This is a genomic window from Nonomuraea sp. NPDC049129, assembly GCF_040648495.1.
Classification (GTDB): Bacteria; Actinomycetota; Actinomycetes; order Streptosporangiales; family Streptosporangiaceae; genus Nonomuraea.
Window position 1 is genome coordinate 1 of sequence record NZ_JBEZDU010000017.1, and the last position, 16,125, is coordinate 16,125.

Sequence of the window (16,125 nt, forward strand, 5' to 3'; positions counted from 1 at the left end):
GGGTCTGCTGGATCACCTGGGCGGGGGCATCGGCGAGCCACTCGCAGTACGGGTCCTTCTTCGCCTCGGCGAGCTGCCCGCACTGCTCGGCATAGGTGATCCACTGCCCGCGCCGCCGGTATTGCCGCCGTTGTTCGAGGCCGGTGTTCCACACGGCCCGGCAGATCCCGCCCAGCCTCTCGGCGAACGCCTGCTGTCCGGAGTCGAACTCCAGGCGATACTTCCGGCCCGCCAACATGCGCAACACCCCCTTCTCCCTCGGGATGCTCACGTCTCACCGACTCGAACATATTATCGTCTGGTCTATGAGTCAGGAAGTGGAATATCGACGAGGCAGACACGTGGTTTCCGCGATGCACGCCCATCTGGTCTTTGTCACCAAATATCGCAGAAACGCCTTCGACGACGCGATGCTGCGCCGCTGCGAAGACATCATGATCGAGGTGTGCGACAGTTTCGAGGCCGAACTGCGCGAGTTCAACGGCGAACACGACCACGTCCACCTGCTCGTCCACTACCCGCCCAAGGTCGCGATCAGCAAACTCGTCAACTCGTTGAAGGGCGTCTCCTCGCACTACCTGCGCAAGGAGTTCACCGGCAGCGTCAACCACGCCATCATGCACGGCCCCTTCTGGTCACCCAGCTACCTCGCCGCCTCCTGTGGCGGAGCGCCCCTATCGATCATCAAGGCGTACATCGAACAGCAACGCCACCCCACCTGAGGCTCCAAATCCACGCTCCGCGCTCCGGGATGCCCCGCCTACGGCGGGCCATCCCCCAAAGGGGGACCGCATTCATCCCCAGCCTGAAGGCCGAGGCTTTCTGCGGACCTTCGGTAACCGGTCTGCTCATCGTCGATGTCGATGTAGAGCTTGCCGTCCAGCGTCCACGGTCCGCTCTGTTAGGCAGGAGCTGATCAAGTGAGGCGACGGTCTCAGCTCGCTCACCGGCAGGGAAGACGAACACAGTGCGCCTGGGGAGGAGCGGAGGCTGTGCGGGTTTGCGACGACCACGGATATTCAGGACTGGGTGCTGCGGCCCGTCGACGTGGTGGTGCGGATCGCGCTGTCGGCAAGAGTCGGCATTCCCAGGCGGACCGCCGCCGAGCGCCGGGCAATGAGGTTGTCGAGCTGGGCAGGTTTCACCTCCCGCTCCGCCTGCCGCCTCAGTACTGTGACTTCGCATGACCGAGATCGAGATCACCGCAGACCTGGTCCGCGACCTGCTGCAGGAGCAGCATCCAGACCTTGCGGGGCTGGCCATCCGTGAGGTGGTGGGCGGTTGGGGCAACCAAATGTGGCGCCTCGGGGACGAGTTGGCCGTGCGCATGCAGCGCATGGACCCCAGCCCGGAGCTCCAGCTCAAGGAGCGGCGGTGGCTACCCGTGCTGGCCCCGCGCCTGCCGCTCCCGGTGCCGACCCCGGTGCGGTTCGGCGAACCGTCCGAGCGCTTCCCCAAGCACTGGACCGTGATGACGTGGGTTCCCGGCGAGCCGCTGGACCACGGCTCGATCAGCCGCGGCGCCCACGCGGCCGACACTTTGGCGGGTTTCCTCCAGGCGCTCCATGTGGAGGCGCCCGCCGAGGCGCCGATCGCTACGGACCGCGGTGCCCATCCCAGGAACTGCACGGTCGGCTTCGAGAACTTCTTCCAGGCCGTTGCCCTCGACGACATCGCTGCCGACGTCCGGGACGTCTGGGATGACGCCGTCGCGGCCAACGCGTGGGAGGGCCCGCGGGTCTGGGTGCACGGCGATCTCCATCCCGCGAACGTCGTCGTCTCAGACGGAACGCTCTCGGGCATCATCGACTTCGGTGGCATGTTCGCCGGCGATCCGGCGTGGGACCTCGCCGCCGCATGGGTGCTGCTACCCGCGGGCACGGCCGCACGGTTCTTCGACATGTACGGGCATGCGGACGAGGCGGCGATCCGGCGCGCCCGCGGGCTGGCCGCTATGAAGAGCCTCTTCCTGATGCTCATGGGGCAGAACGGAGATCGGGGCCTTCCCGGCGGCAAGCCGCACTGGGGACCTGCGGGCCGGGCGGCACTTGATCGTGTTCTGAAGGGCATTTGACGCACACTTCTTGCTCGGCCTCAGCGATGCGGGCGGTCAGGTTGTCGCGGATCTCCTCCGGCCGGCCGCGCTGGGCCGGGTCCGGCCGGAGGAGCGCGGCGAGGTGATGCCTCACCGGCTGATCGGCGCCGCGGATCGGCACTCAGCTGGTCGAGGCCTCCACCGAGACGCATCGGTGGAGCACGGAGCCCGTCTTGCCGGCGGGACCGTTGATCCTGATCACCGGCCTGATGTTGGTCCTTCCAGGACCCACGGTGATCAAGGCGAAGGTCGATCGAGTCTCGGCGAACTCCTGATGATTGGCGAAGTTGGCGGGTCCGAACGCCCCTTCCGACTTAAGGGAGTCGTTCAAACTGTAAGTGAGTCGCATCTCGGCACCCGCCTCAACGGAGACGTCCGCGGTGACCTCCACCTTTACTGTCGTCGTAGCCGGAACGTCGACGAAGACCGGGTTATCGAGGAGGCCCACGTACACGGCCGAACTCGCGGTAAGCGGGAAACCGCGGGGATCGCACATCGCCTGGCTGAGGGGAAGGGCGGCGGCCGGTCGGCTCAGCGCGAATGTCGTGATCGCCGCAGGCCCCCCTCACTGCAAGGGCGTTCCATCCAGTTCCACAACGAGGAACGGCCGCACGGGACGAAGCGGAGGCCGAGATACCGCAAGGGCACATACTCCTGCGCCTGGAGCCCCGCTGGCTCCTAGAAGCATGGCAAGCTGTATCGGCGGTCTTCCACATGGTCGTAGATAGCGCGCAACCACGACTCACGAGCCGCCGGTAGCCGCGCCAGCGTGTGGAGGAACACGCCTACATCAGGTCTGAAGGGCCTCCATGGCAGCCGTGGCGGCGGATCGTCGCGGCGGACAATGTCGGGCATCCCTGCCGCCGCGAGGGTAAGACGCCGATCGTCATTGAAGGCCATGTACGTCCACACGTCAGCCGCCAGCGGCACCACCGCTCCCGCGCCGCACGGCCACACCTCGCCGCTTTGCGGATGCCGCGGCACCAGGGCGATATCCGCGGTCACGCCGGACAGGCCAGGCCCGGCCAAGACGAGGTTCCGTGCCGACGGGCCTGCAGGGAGCAGCGTGTCGAGCGCCTTGCGAAAAGCCTCGGCGACCGGTCCGTCAGGGACGGCAATCCGCTGGCCGCCTGACAACGCCAACAGGTGTGCCAACGCCACCGCGACCGCTGCTTCCCACCGTGGGCTCCACCATCCGGGCTGCTCAACGGGCGGTGTGGCCGGATAGGCCGTCCGCAGCGCCTCCCAGCCGACCACCGTGCACGCGGGGCCATCGACGCAGACGGGTCGTACGGCACTCGGATCCAGCCACACCACCTGCCAGAACCCGCAGTCATCAATGCGGGTCGCCACCGCACGCCCGCACTCCACACACGCGAGGTTGGCGCCGTTCCGGCCGTCCAGGCCACAGCAGCAGCCATCACAGCGCTCTCGGATGAGGACGGTTCGTCGGACATCGCCGGGCGCGATCCCGATGATCCCCGAGGGTCCATACGGCAGGGAATACACCTGTAGGTACACGCCACCGGCTGCCGCCTCCTCCCAGACCCGCCATGGCGGGTCGGAGGCTTGGGAATGCACCGCGTACGTTCCGGGCTCCAGAAGTGCGGGGAGCAAGTCGTGGCCGTACTTCTGATCGGCGTGGTCGGGAAGCGCGACCCGCGACACCTTCGCGGTCAAAACGGCACCACACCCCGCGCATGCGAAAACGACCAAGTGCCCCTCTCATGTCTCAACGATTCGATAGCAGCCTCTGATCTGTGGTAGCCGAGGCATCAGCTGATCCAAGTGCATGGAGTCGCCGGAAACGACATCATTCCCGAACTCATGTGCCGACGACGGGTGAATCCTGGGTCTGGCAGGAATCCCGGAAATTAGCCAGAACCGGAGCACTTGGCCGTTGACATTCGGTTGGGCGCGGGTGTTGTGCCGACCGTCGATCGCCGCGTTCTGCTCACTCAGTGTGCCCGGCTCGGACCGGGACGCCCGCGCACGGGTCCCGGCAGGGTCCGTGCCGATAAGGCGTACGGCTCCCGTTCCCGCCGCGCCTACTTGCGCAGGAGCGGTATCACCTGCACGATCCCGGAGAAGACCGGACCGCCCAGCCGTAACGGTGGTCGGTCGGCGGCGTGCGCGCTTCGCCTGCGCGGGCACCGGAAGGCCGCGTCAGCTGAGGCCTGTAGCTCTATGAGGCGGTGAAGTGTGGTCGTGGCTCGGTCAGGCAGACGATCGCGGGGATCGGGAAGAGCATGAGGTAGAGGTTCGGCAGCCACCAGGCCAGTGAGAAGTCGCCGCGCAGGGTCCAGAACGCGATCGCCATCAAGCCGGACGCCATGGTGAGCACGAGCGAGACCAGCATCAGGCCTGGACCCGACCGCGACGCTCGGCGCAGGAGGTACAGGCTGGCTAGGCCGGTGGCGCTGGCCAGCAGGTCGATCCAGAGAAACGACCAGTTCCAGTCGGCCATTACCGGGTTGGTGTAGTCGGCGAACGCCCATTCGGGCGGGATCGCACCCAGCCCGGTGATGGTGAAGTAGACGACGAATGCCAGATCCGTGAGCAGCATCAACGCTTTAGTGGCGCGTAGCACGGTCGATCGCCTCCATCAGGTAGCGCCTGGTGTGTTCGTGCAGTGCTGCGTCTGGTTCGCCGAGGCCGAGAAGCCTGGCCGCCCACCAGCCGTCGATGGCCAGCCGTACCGCCGTCGCCGCAGCCGGATCGATGCCGTCGTCGGTCAGTCTGGCCTGCCAAGCAGCGAACCGCTCTCTCAGCGGCGCCAGGCCTGCCGGGTCCACGAGCACCGCGGCCAGCAGTGCTGCGGTCACCCGGTCGGCCGGAGTGTTGGTCGCGGTGTGGTGTTCGGGGATCGTCGCGTTCAGGTAAGCGCGCAGGAAGTCGCCCGGCTCGGCGCCCACCTCGGCCAGTGCCTGGTCGAAGGCCTTGATCAGGCGGTCGACCATGGCGGCGACCAGTGCCTGCTTGGTGGGGAAGTGGTAGAACAAGCCGCCCTTGGACACGCCTGCCTGCCGGGCCACCGCTTCCAGCGTCAAGGCCTCGGCCCCCTTGGACAGCAGCACCTCGGCCGCGGCGTCGAGCAGTCGCTCTTTCGAACTGAGACGTGGCACAAAGGAAACTATACCGGCCAACCGGTATAGTTTGCTTTTGTTGAGGTGGCCGGCAGGGCCCCGGTGAGACCTGGGGCGCAGGGACTATTTCCTCACGTGCCGGTTCTCAAGCACTGCGCCATGCGATGACGTGTGTCACCGATCTCCACTGGTGAGGCATCCGCCTGGGCGGCCTCGGCAGCCGATCGTCCAGCCGCCCCGCCTACGGTGAGCAACCGAGTTGGCATCGTTACGACGGCGCACGGCCCGCACAGTCTCGGTCTCGCCCACGGCGCCGGCGATACGGCCACCTGGTTGAGGAAGCCCAGCGTGGTGCACTCCCCCGAATGGCACCCGGACGAGCGCATCCCTGGCCCCTCGCCCCCGGGGAGGAACTCCCGCTCCGGCGTGGCCAGGAAGCCGTAGCGCGAGACGCTACTTGAGGATCTCGAGATGGTAGTCCGACTTCTTGTGCGACCAGTGCTCACCCGTCATTTTGCGGCACCGCCAACTCCCCTGCCACTGCTTGCCCTCGACCATGCACTTGTTGTAGCCCGCAGTGGTGAGCGGATAGGCCGCGACGTATTCCCAGACGTCGGCGCTGGCCGGAGCCGGTACGAACGCGCCGACGGCGGCCGCTGCCGACACCGCGACCGCCACATTCCTCACCTTGTTCCACATCCTGAAGTCACTCATCCTTTCTCGATTGCACAGAGAGCCTCGCAGCCGGGGCTTCTGTGTCTCTTCTCTGTTGCTTCCGGCCGAGTTCCGTTGCGCGGATTTCCGTCAGCTGTGCGGCGACGCGAGGGATCCTGGCCGTGACAAGCCCTCTTAGCGCGGGCCAGAGCCCTCATCCCCGCCTCCGCCTCCCGACTGAATCAAGCCGACGTCGCCTAAGAGCACCTGTCGCGAGCCCGTGAGATGGCGGCGCGGGTTGGCGAAGGGCGCAATGATGACAACACCGAGTTCGGACCGGCCAACGTCGCGCTGCATGAGGTGGCCGTGGCGGTGGAAGTGGGCGAGGCCGGTCACGCGCTGCGCGTCGGAGCCGCAGTAAACGCCTCGACGCTGTCGGCAGAGCGGCGGGCGCGGCTGGCCGTTGATCTGGCTCGCGCGCATGCGCAGTGTCGTCAGGTTGATGAGGCGGTGGCCCAGCTCCTTGAGGATGAGGCCATCGCTCCGGAACAGATCAGATCGTGCGGCAACTCGCGTCGGATCTGTTGTCGATGCAGGATCCCGCGTCGACTGAGCTGCGGGAACTGGCAGACCGAGTGGGTGCCTGGAAAACACCGCTGCGGCGGGTGGCAAAGCTACGAACGTCCAAGGTCTGGGATCTGGGCAGCGTCTGGCTCTACGACGCTCCTTGGAGAGGACGACCGCGGACTGCATACAATCGCGAGTTTCGCACCTGCTATCCGTCTCGGGTCGGCCACGGTCAACAAGGGCCATGCAGGCGAAGCCTGCCTGGAAGGGGCGTCCGAGCGCAGCGAGGTCCTTCAGGGGTCGGGGCTTTGGCCCGACTGGAAGCAACGCCTGAGCCCTGAAAGGCGCGAAGCGCCCCCAAGCGAAGCCCGTTGTGCGCCGAAGGCGCCCCCAAGCGAAGCCCGTTGTGCGCCGAAGGCGCCCCCAAGCGAAGCCCGTTGTGCGCCGAAGGCGCCCCCAAAAGAGCGCCCGGAGCGAAGCGGAGGCCCTTTTTGGCGGGGCGGGCATCAGACGGGCAACCACCGAATCGGGTAACGGGTGGGCGCGAGACAGGTCAGGGTCAGCGGGCCAGGTCGCGGCTGATCACCAGCCTTTGGATCTGGTTTGTGCCCTCGAAAATCTGCATAATCTTCGCCTCGCGCATGTACCGCTCCACCCGAAACTCACGCGTGTACCCATACCCCCCGAACACCTGCACCGCGTCCGTCGTCACCTTCATCGCGGCGTCCGTGGCCACCAGCTTGGCGACGCTGGCCTGTCGTCCGTACGGACGGCCGGCGTCGCGGCGGCGGGCCGCGTCCAGGTACGTGGCGCGGGCGCTGTCCACGGCCACCGCCATGTCCGCGAGCAGGAAGCCCAGACCCTGGTGGTCGATGATCTTGCGGCCGAATGTCTGGCGTTCCTTGGCGTAGGCGACCGAGGCGTCCAGTGCGGCCTGGGCGAGGCCGGTCGCGCACGCCGCGATGCCGAGGCGGCCGGAGTCGAGGGCGCTGAAGGCGATGGGCAGGCCCTGGCCCTCCTCGCCGAGCAGGCGGTCGGCCTCGATGACGGCGCCGTCCCAGTGCGCGCTGGTGGTGGGGATGGCGTGCAGGCCCATCTTCTCCTCCGGGCGGCCGAAGGTCAGGCCGTCGGCCGCGCCGGGGGCCAGGAAGCAGGAGATGCCCCGGCTGCCCTGTCCCGTGCGGGCGAACAGGGCGTAGAAGTCGGCCTTGCCGCCGTGGGTGATCCACGCCTTGTTGCCGGTGATCCGGTAGCCGTTCTCGACCTTCTCCGCCTTGCAGGTCAGGGCGGCGGCGTCGGATCCGGCCTGGGGTTCGGACAGGCTGTAGCCGCCGACGAGCCGGCCCGCCAGCATGTCGGGCAGCCAGCGTTCGCGCTGCTCGGGTGTGCCGTAGGTGGCCACGGGGAAGCAGGCGAGGGTGTGCACGCTGGTGGCCACCGCGACGGCGGCCCAGCGGGCCGCCAGCTCCTCCAGCACCTGCAGGTAGACCTCGTACGGCTGGCCGCCGCCGCCAAGCTCCTCCGGGTACGGCAGGCCGAGCAGTCCGGCGGCGCCGAGCGTGGCGAACAGGCCCTCCGGATAGGTCTCGGCGCGCTCATGCTCGTCGACCCGGCTCGCCAGCTCTTTGTCGGCGATGTCCCGGGTGAGGGCGATGAGGTCCTCGGCGTCCTGGGTGGGCAGCAGGCGGTCGACGGTCACGTTCTCTCCAGAGGGCTGGGCAGCAAGCGGTCGACGGTCACGTTCTCTCCAGAGAGCGGGGTCCGGTGGGCTCGCTCAGCTGCGCGAGGGCGGTCCTGGCGCGATCGCGGAACTCCGCGACCCGCGCGAGCTTGATGTCCTCATACCCGCGAACCGCCTCCGGCAGCGCCGCGATCGCGGCCACGGCGTCGGCGGTCGCCGGGCTCAGCCGGGCGAGAGCGTCACGCATCAGGTCACGGTACTCGGTGATGATCGCCCGCTCGACGCGGCGTACTCCTGCGTACCCGAACACGTCGAACGGCGTACCCCGCAGGAACCTGGCGGCGCGCAGCACGCGGAAGACGACGTTCGCCGAGCGGCGCAGCCGGATCTTGCGCTTCATGCCCAGCGCGCGCAGCAGCGGCGGGTGCAGCAGCACCGACACGGTGGCGTCCGCGCCGTACTCCCGCTCCCGCCTGGCCCGCTCGGCCGGGTCCAGGTGCAGCCGGGCGACCTCGTACTCGTCCTTGTAGGCCATGAGCTTGTGCAGCCCCTTGGCGTAGGCGAGGGCGATCGGCGCGGCGGCCTCCTCCCCCGCGCGGTCGGCGGCGAGCGCGGCCACGCGGCGCACGTCCTCGGCGTACCGGGCGGCGTAGGCCGCGTCGCGGTAGCCGGTCAGGTCGGCGATCCGCGTGGCCAGGGCCTGATCGAACGTCTCGGCCTGCGGAGCGGGAGTCTCCACGGCCGCCAGCACCGCCTGGCGGTCGGCGACGGCGGCCCGGCCCCAGCGGAACGCCGCGAGGTTCTGCTCGGCCGCGGCCCCGTTGAGCCGGATGGCCCGTTCGACGGCCTCGGCGGACACCGGCAGGCAGCCGTGCTGGTACGCGGCGCCGACGAGCAGCATGTTGGCGGGCATGTGGTCGCCGAACAGCGCCTCGGCGAGCCCGTGAGCGTCGAGGTAGAGGTTGTCGGCGCTCCGGGTGGCCGACTCGACGCGGGTGATCGCGTCGGCGGGCGAGTCCGGTACGGTGACGCGGCCGGTCACCATGGCGGCGGTCGGCACGACGGCGCTGCTGACCACGGCGACGGTACGGTCCGGGGCGGCGACCGCCAGGTTCGTGTCGGCCGCCGCGCCGAGCAGATCGAAGCCGATCAGTACGTCGGCGGTGCCGCGCGACGCCTTCGGGGAGCCGGCGATCGGGTGCGGGGAGATGCGGACGTCGCTGACGACCGGGCCGCCCTTCTGCGCCAGGCCGGTCTGTTCGAGGCCGGCCGCGTGCAGGCCGTCGAGGTGGGCCGCCATCTGCAGGATCTGCGAGACCGTCACGACGCCCGTGCCGCCGATGCCGGGCATCCGCAGCAGCACCTCACGGCCGGGGAATCGGGTGACCGGCTCGGTCAGCTCCACCGGAAGCTCCAGAACCGGCCGTGCACCGAGTGCTTGGATCGGCCGTGGTCCACGATCCGCCGAAAGCTCCGGAACCGGCCGTGGTCCACGATCCACCGGAAGCTCCGGGGCTGGCCGCGCCTTGCCCGGCTTGACCAGCAGGAACGATGGGCAGTCGCCCTTGAGGCAGCTCAGGTCGGAGTTGCAGGACGGCTGGTGGATCCGGGTCTTGCGGCCGTACACGGTCTCCACGGGCTGCACGGACAGGCAGGTCGACACCTCGCCGCAGTCGCCACACCCCTCGCAGACCCGCTCGTTGACCACGACCTTCTCCACGGGTACGGGCAGTTTGCCGCGCTTGCGCAGCCGGCGTTCGTCGGCCGCGCATCGGTCGTCGTGGATGAGCACGCTCACCCCGTCGAGCTCGGCCAGCTCCTTCTCGGCCGCCGCCAGCCCGTCGCGGTGCCGTACCGTGGCGATCGGCGCGAGCCGGACACCCCGGTAGGTCTCCGGTTCGGGCGTGGTGATCACGATCCGGCGGACCCCCTCTGCGGCCAGCGACCGCGTCAGCGCGGGCACGTCGAGCCGGCCTTCCGCGCGCTGCCCGCCGGTCATGGCGACCGCGTCGTTGTAGAGCAGCTTGTACGTGATCCGCACCCCGGCCGCGACGGCGGCCCGGACGGCCAGCGAGCCGGAGTGGTGGAAGGTGCCGTCGCCGAGGTTCTGCACGAAGTGCCGGTCGTCGGTGAAGGGGGCCAGGCCGATCCACTGGGCGCCCTCGCCGCCCATCTGGGTGAGGCCGACCTGGTTGCCGCGGCCGGCGCCGTCCAGGGCGATCATGGCGTGGCAGCCGATCCCGACGCCGACCAGCGTGCTGTCCGACGTACGGGTGGAGGTGTTGTGCGGGCAGCCCGAGCAGAAGTACGGCGTGCGCGCGGCGACCACCGGCAGCAGGCGGCGCGGCTGCGGCTTCCGGGCGGGAGCCAGGTGGACGGTGGCCCGCGGCAGCGTGTCGGCGAAGGAGGCCAGCGCCTTGGCCACGTCCTCCGCGCCGAGCGTGCCGCGGGGGGTGAGCAACTCGCGCCCGACCACAGCGGGGGCCCCACGGGCGGCGAGCAGGTCGCTACCGGCGGCGGGGGTGCGCGCGGCGTCGTACAGCGCCTGCTTCAGCTGCCCCTCCAGGAACGGCACCTTGTCCTCCACCACGAGCACCCGGTCGAGGTCCGCGGTCATGGCGGCCAGGTCGGCGGGCGCCAGCGGGTACGGCATGCCGAGCCGGATCAGCCGCAGCCCCAGGTCCTCGATCGCGGCCTCGTCCAGCCCGAGGTCGGCCAGCGCCCGGCGTACCACCGCGAAGGACGCGCCGGAGGCGACGATGCCCAGGCGGGCGTGCGACGAGCCGGCCACCACCCGGTTCAGGCCGTGCGCGCGGGCGTAGTCGCGGGCCAGGTCGAGCCGCCGGGTCAGCATGTCGTGCTCGGCGTCCAGCGCGGCCGGGCCGACCAGGGCGGCCGGCGTTGGGCGGCTCGGGTGGTCCGGGGCCGGGATGCCGTCACGCAGCGAGCCGAGGTCGACGGTGGCCGACGCGTCCGCCAGGTCGGCGACGATCTTCAGGCCGGTCCACAGGCCGCTGGCGCGCGAGAGGGCGACCGCGTGCAGCCCGAACTCGATGATCTCCGCCACCGAGCCGGGCGCGAGCAGCGGCACGCACAGGCTCTGGCACATCGGCTCGCATGTGCTGGGCACGGTCGAGGACTTGCTGCCGGGATCGTCGCCGATCCAGGCCACCGCGCCGCCGAGCGCGGCGGTGCCGGCCAGGTTGCCGTGGCGGATGGCGTCGGCGGCCCGGTCGAGGCCGGGGCTCTTGCCGTACCAGAAGCCGGTCACGCCGTCGTGCCGCCGGCCCGGCAGGCGCTCCAGGAGCTGGGTCCCCGCCACGGCGGTGGCGGCCAGCTCCTCGTTGAGGGCCGGACGGACGACCACGCCCGCTGGGTCGAGCAGCCGGGCGGCCCGGCCCATCTCCAGGTCGACGCCGGCCAGCGGCGAGCCCGGGTAGCCGGAGACGAACACGCGCGTGTCCAGCCCGCGCTCCTGGTCCAGGCGGCGCTGTTCGAGCGTCAGCCGGACGAGGGCCTGCAGGCCCGACATGAGCACGCGACCGTCCGCGGCCGTGTACTTGTCGTCGAGGGTGACGCTCATGCGGGCCTCCCTGGGGTTCGTGGAGACCCCAGCACAGCAACGCGGGCGGGCATCGCGCAAGTATCGGCCAAGAAGACACGACAAAGACGCAAAACCTTTGCGGCCTCGGCCTCTTTCGCTATGGTTCTTTCCATCAAAAACCGAGGAGTGCCCACATGCCAGAAATAGATGACATTGATCATCGGGTGTTGCGCCTGCTGCGCGAGGACGGGCGCCGCACCTTCTCCGACATGGCGGGCACGATCGGCCTTTCCGTGGCCGCGGTCAAGCGCCGGGTGGACCGGCTCAAAGAGCTCGGCGTCATCACCGGTTTCAGTGTGCAGATCGACTACGCCAAGCTCGGATGGGGCATCGAGGCGTTCACCGAACTGCGTTACGCGGGCACGACGCCGGTGAGCGAGATCGTCCGCACGGCGACCGACGTGGCGGAGGTTCAGGCCGTTTTCACCATCGCCGGCGACCCCGACGCGCTGATCCACGTACGGGTCCGCGACCTCGGTCATCTCCAGCAGGTCATCGATCACCTGCGCCGCGCCGGGAACGTCACGGGCACCAAAACGCTGTTGGTGCTGGGCTCGTGGACCCGCGACGCACTGACGCCGCGACCGCCCCGGATAGCGGGAATGAAATAGCTCGCTATGCAATTAGGCGAGCTTTCTTTGTCCTGGCTATCCACCGCCCCAGGGGTGCGCCGGACAACGGCACCATACGCTACAGTACTCATTGTCTTCTCGCCTCTGAATTCGGAGCACCAGCATGGCCAAGCAAATTCAAGAGATCTTCCTTGACGACCTCGACGGATCCGCCTTGTCGTCCGAGAACACAATCAGGTTCGGCCTCGACGGCTTTGCCTACGAGATCGACCTGTCGGATAAGAACGAGGAGAAGTTGCGCAAAGCCCTTGCCCCGTTCCTGGTCAAGGCGCGTCAGGTCCGCAAGGAGCGCGGTGGTAAGGTCCGTCGCGGAGTCGGCTCGGCACGCTCGGTCAGCCGCGACAAGTCCACCGAAATTCGCCAGTGGGCGAAGCAGGCGGGACTACCCGTGAGCGAGCGCGGACGTATCGCCGCGACCATCGTGGAGCAGTACGAGGCGGCTCACTGAGATTGCCGCTCCGGCAATCACCGCGGCGATAATGACCGGCACCTCCTGAATTCGAAATGCGCCCGCCCATCGGCCTTTGGCCGCCGCGACGACGGGTGCGCGGCGGGAGGATGGCGATCAGAGTCGGCCGGCTGCCTTTAAGGCCGTACGGCCCGCCGGTCCAGGCGAGGGGACCGGTGGCGCAGCCGTCAGCCGACGTTGCCCAGACACTCCAGATTCGCTCCGAATGTCCGACCGCCTGACCGCTAGGCCGCTTGACCAAAGCTCCTCAGGCGCGGGTCGACACCCCCCCCAGACGACCCCTCAGGCAACCCCCTCAGGCGCGGGTCGACTCCCGCAGCACCAGGCTGCACGGCATCCGCCGTACCCCGCCCTGATGCGGCACACCGCCGATCACGTCCAGCAGATGCGTGGCGGCCGCCCGCCCGATCTCACCGAGGTTCATGTCGACCGTGGTGAGCGGCGGCCGTGAGCCGAGCGCCATCGGCGCCCAGTTGTCGAAGCCCACGAGCGCCACGTCGTCGGGAATGCGCCGGCCCCGATCCCTGAGCGTCTCGGCGACCCCCCTGGCGATCTGGTCGCTGCCGCAGAACACCGCGTCCACGTCCGGCTGGGTGCGGAGCAGGATGTCGGCGCCCTGCCGCCCCCACTCCTCCGACCACTCCCCGAACAGCGTCTCGCCCGCCGCCGTCGCCCCCGCCTCCGCCAGGGCGTCGGCGAATCCCGCCGCGCGGGTCCGCGCGGCCAGGAACCGCTGCGGCCCGGTGATGTGGCCGATCCGCCGCCGCCCGGTGGCCAGCAGATGCCGGACGGCCAGGAGGCTCCCGCCCAGATCGTCGGGGATCACCGAGAAGTCGGTGGGTTCGGTCGACTGGGTCATGGCGTAGACGACCGGGACGGGCAGGCCGGTGCCGATGCTCGGCCGGGGCTCGGTACGGCGGCCGGTGACGATGATGCCCTCCACCCGCCTGGCCAGGAGGCGCTCGACGTAGTGCTGCTCCCTGATCGGGTCGTCGCGCGTGTCGCACATGAACACCGAGATCTGACCGGCGCCCAGCGCGTCCTCGGCGCCGAGCATGACCGGGATGCTGAAGCGCCCGAAGCTGTCGCACGTCACCAGGCCGACGGTGAAGGTACGGCCGTGCAGCAGGCCCCGGGCGAGCGTGTTCGGCCGGAACTCCAGACGCTCGGCGGCGGCGATCACCCGCGCCCTGGTCTCCTCGCGCAGCCGGCCCTGGCCGTTGAGCGCCTTGGACGCCGTGCCGATCGACACTCCGGCGGCCGCGGCGACCTCACGGATGGTCACTGCGCGCTGGGAAAATTCAGACAACCGGTTTCCCTCCCTCGACATCCTGGTCACGGTCCAACTACCCAGAGGGTTGACCAGTGATGTGTAACACCTTACTGTTCGCCAAGGAAAGCCTATTCCCCATGTGCGAGGAGTTCGATGGACCAGGCCTGCGGCCCTGCCGTACCGACCGCGGAATCTAAGGCCGTGCAGCGGCCGCTGGGCATCCACGACGTCGTGATCACCGGTGGTCCGTTCGGGCGGTGGCAGAGCGTCAACCGCGCGGCGAGCATCCCGCTCGGGCTGGAGCAGATGGAAGAGGCGGGCAGCCTGCCCAACCTGCGGCTGGCCGGAGCCGGAGGAGCGGGCGAGGGCGAGTTCCGGGGCTACCGCTTCCAGGACTCCGACCTGTACAAGCAGCTCGAGGCCGTCGCTTGGGAGCACGCCAGGCGCCCGTCGGCGGAGTACCCGGAGTTCGTGGAGCAGGCGGCCGAGGTGCTCAAGCGCGCTCAGCGGCCCGACGGCTACCTCAACTCCCACTATCAGGTCGTCAAGCCGGACAAGATCTACGCCGAGCTCGAGTACAGCCACGAGATGTACTGCGCGGGCCACCTGTTCCAGGCCGCCGTCGCCGCCACCCGCGCGGGCACCGGGGCGGAGCTGCTGGAGGTCGCCCGGAAGTTCGCCGACCACCTGGCGGAGGTCTTCCTGCGCGGCGGCAACGACGGCATCGACGGGCACGCCGAGGTCGAGACCGCGCTGGTGGAGCTCTACCGGGTCACCGGTGAGCGTTCCTACCTGGACCTGGCCGCGAAGCTGATCGACAACAGGGGCAAGGGGCTCATCCGCGACAGCGGGCTCGGCATCCTGTACGCCCAGGACCACCTGCCGGTCAGGGAGGCGGACACGGCGGTCGGCCACGCGGTGCGCCAGCTGTACCTGGAGGCGGGCATCGTCGACGTCTACCTGGAGACCGGCGACGAGTCGCTGCTGGAGTGCTCGATCCGGCGCTGGGAGGACCTGGTCGCCACCAAGACCCACCTGACCGGGGGCATGGGCAGCCGCCACTCCGACGAGGCGTTCGGCGACCGCTGGGAGCTGCCGCCGGACCGCGCCTACAACGAGAGCTGCGCGGCCATCGCCAGCATCCACTGGAACTGGCGGCTGCTCCTGGCCACCGGCCACGGCCGCTACGCCGACCTGATCGAGCGCACGCTCTACAACGCCTTCGCCGCCTCGACGTCGGCGGACGGCATCCGCTTCTTCTATGTCAACCCGCTCCAGCGCAGGGACGACCACGTCGAAGGAGCCTACGCCGGTCGGCGGCGCGAGTGGTTCGCCTGCGCCTGCTGCCCGCCGAACATCATGCGGCTCGTCTCCTCCCTCGGCGGCCACGTCGCGACCTCCGCCGAGAACACCCTGCTCGTCCACCAGTTCATGCCGGGGACCGTCACCGACGGCGCGCTCGCGCTGGCCGTCGCCACCGACTACCCCTGGGACGGCCGCGTCACGTTCACCGTGGAGCGCGCGCCCGGAACTCCATGGTCGCTGGCGCTGCGGGTGCCCGCGTGGAGCGCCTCCACCACGGTGACGGTCGGGGGCGAGTCGGCGGCGGTCGTACCGGACGAGCGCGGCTACGTCGTGCTGACCCGCGAGTGGCGGGCGGGCGACACCGTCGAGCTGGAGCTGGACATGGCGCCCCGGCTCGTCCACCCGCATCGCCGCGTCGACGCCGTCAGGGGATGCGTCGCCGTGGAGCGCGGGCCGCTCGTCTACTGCTTCGAGCAGGCCGACCAGGCCGAAGGCGTGGACCTTCCTGATCTGGCGCTGCCCGCGGGCGCCGAACTGCGCGTCCTGGACAAGGACGACCTCGACGGCGTCGGGCGCACCGTCCTGATCGAGGCCGACGCCCAAGTCGTTTCCCAGCCGGTGGGCGGCCTGCCGTACACCACCACACCCCCCGGGGAGCTCTCGACCGGCTCCCGCGTGACCGCCACGGCGATCCCCTACTACCAGTGGGACAACCGCGACGGCCGCGGGATGCGGGTCTGGATCCCCCTCGCGTAAAGG

Annotated in this window: 15 protein-coding genes and 1 pseudogene; 6 read left to right on the forward strand and 10 right to left on the reverse strand. The window is 69.5% G+C overall.

All coding sequences use genetic code 11. The annotated features are described in order from the left end of the window. Positions 1-238, reverse strand: a 238-nt coding sequence (locus tag AB0B64_RS39940; RefSeq protein WP_358184839.1) for a helix-turn-helix domain-containing protein, incomplete at its 3' end; no start/stop codon positions are given. 67 nt (positions 239-305) lie between these two features. Here AB0B64_RS39940 and tnpA point away from each other — a divergent pair. Further along, positions 306-722, forward strand: coding sequence for an IS200/IS605 family transposase (gene tnpA / locus AB0B64_RS39945; protein ID WP_358184464.1), 417 nt, complete (start codon positions 306-308; stop codon positions 720-722). A gap of 297 nt (positions 723-1,019) precedes the next feature. Here tnpA and AB0B64_RS39950 read toward each other — a convergent pair whose 3' ends face one another. Beyond that, on the reverse strand, positions 1,020-1,145 hold the full coding sequence (locus tag AB0B64_RS39950; RefSeq protein WP_358184467.1) for a hypothetical protein: 126 nt from the start codon (positions 1,143-1,145) through the stop codon (positions 1,020-1,022). Between the two features lie 38 nt (positions 1,146-1,183). Here AB0B64_RS39950 and AB0B64_RS39955 point away from each other — a divergent pair, with 38 nt between their 5' ends. Beyond that, a complete protein-coding gene (locus AB0B64_RS39955) occupies positions 1,184-2,074 on the forward strand; it encodes an aminoglycoside phosphotransferase family protein (RefSeq protein ID WP_357952794.1) in 891 nt (296 codons plus the stop codon). Between the two features lie 142 nt (positions 2,075-2,216). Here the strand turns inward: AB0B64_RS39955 and AB0B64_RS39960 are convergent, their stop codons facing one another. Together AB0B64_RS39960 and AB0B64_RS39965 are read right to left on the reverse strand one after the other, a co-directional pair. Beyond that, positions 2,217-2,426, reverse strand: a complete 210-nt coding sequence (locus tag AB0B64_RS39960; protein WP_357952793.1) for a hypothetical protein — start codon at positions 2,424-2,426, stop codon at positions 2,217-2,219. A gap of 347 nt (positions 2,427-2,773) precedes the next feature. Next, a complete protein-coding gene (locus AB0B64_RS39965) occupies positions 2,774-3,775 on the reverse strand; it encodes a hypothetical protein (protein WP_358184470.1) in 1,002 nt (333 codons plus the stop codon). A gap of 288 nt (positions 3,776-4,063) precedes the next feature. Between AB0B64_RS39965 and AB0B64_RS39970 the strand changes: the two are divergent. Then, positions 4,064-4,186, forward strand: a pseudogene (locus AB0B64_RS39970) (IS5/IS1182 family transposase); the annotation flags it as partial. Positions 4,187-4,280: 94 nt separating this feature from the next. Here AB0B64_RS39970 and AB0B64_RS39975 read toward each other — a convergent pair. The 5 genes from AB0B64_RS39975 to AB0B64_RS39995 all read right to left on the reverse strand — a co-directional run bounded on the left by AB0B64_RS39975 (position 4,281) and on the right by AB0B64_RS39995 (position 11,750). After that, the gene (locus tag AB0B64_RS39975; protein ID WP_358184473.1) at positions 4,281-4,661 is read right to left on the reverse strand and encodes a DUF5360 family protein; all 381 of its coding nucleotides are present in this window, start codon (positions 4,659-4,661) and stop codon (positions 4,281-4,283) included. 7 nt (positions 4,662-4,668) lie between these two features. Further along, complete coding sequence (locus tag AB0B64_RS39980) at positions 4,669-5,220, reverse strand: TetR/AcrR family transcriptional regulator (RefSeq protein ID WP_357952790.1); 552 nt, start codon at positions 5,218-5,220, stop codon at positions 4,669-4,671. A gap of 414 nt (positions 5,221-5,634) precedes the next feature. Continuing rightward, positions 5,635-5,895, reverse strand: a complete 261-nt coding sequence (locus AB0B64_RS39985) for a hypothetical protein (protein ID WP_357952789.1) — start codon at positions 5,893-5,895, stop codon at positions 5,635-5,637. 1,066 nt (positions 5,896-6,961) lie between these two features. Then, positions 6,962-8,101: an acyl-CoA dehydrogenase family protein gene (locus AB0B64_RS39990; protein WP_358184476.1), complete on the reverse strand. Its 1,140-nt coding sequence runs from the start codon at positions 8,099-8,101 to the stop codon at positions 6,962-6,964. 37 nt (positions 8,102-8,138) lie between these two features. After that, a complete protein-coding gene (locus tag AB0B64_RS39995) occupies positions 8,139-11,750 on the reverse strand; it encodes an indolepyruvate ferredoxin oxidoreductase family protein (RefSeq protein WP_358184479.1) in 3,612 nt (1,203 codons plus the stop codon). Between the two features lie 71 nt (positions 11,751-11,821). On the opposite strand from AB0B64_RS39995, the gene AB0B64_RS40000 reads away from it, so the two are divergent. Then, positions 11,822-12,298: an Lrp/AsnC family transcriptional regulator gene (locus tag AB0B64_RS40000; RefSeq protein ID WP_357952786.1), complete on the forward strand. Its 477-nt coding sequence runs from the start codon at positions 11,822-11,824 to the stop codon at positions 12,296-12,298. Between the two features lie 124 nt (positions 12,299-12,422). Then, positions 12,423-12,767, forward strand: a complete 345-nt coding sequence (locus tag AB0B64_RS40005; protein WP_214643165.1) for an Lsr2 family protein — start codon at positions 12,423-12,425, stop codon at positions 12,765-12,767. 316 nt (positions 12,768-13,083) lie between these two features. On the opposite strand, the gene AB0B64_RS40010 is transcribed toward AB0B64_RS40005, so the two are convergent. Beyond that, complete coding sequence (locus AB0B64_RS40010; RefSeq protein ID WP_357952785.1) at positions 13,084-14,073, reverse strand: LacI family DNA-binding transcriptional regulator; 990 nt, start codon at positions 14,071-14,073, stop codon at positions 13,084-13,086. A 189-nt stretch (positions 14,074-14,262) separates the two neighbouring features. Between AB0B64_RS40010 and AB0B64_RS40015 the strand changes: the two genes are divergently transcribed. Further along, complete coding sequence (locus tag AB0B64_RS40015) at positions 14,263-16,122, forward strand: beta-L-arabinofuranosidase domain-containing protein (protein ID WP_358184482.1); 1,860 nt, start codon at positions 14,263-14,265, stop codon at positions 16,120-16,122. Positions 16,123-16,125 lie beyond the last annotated feature (3 nt).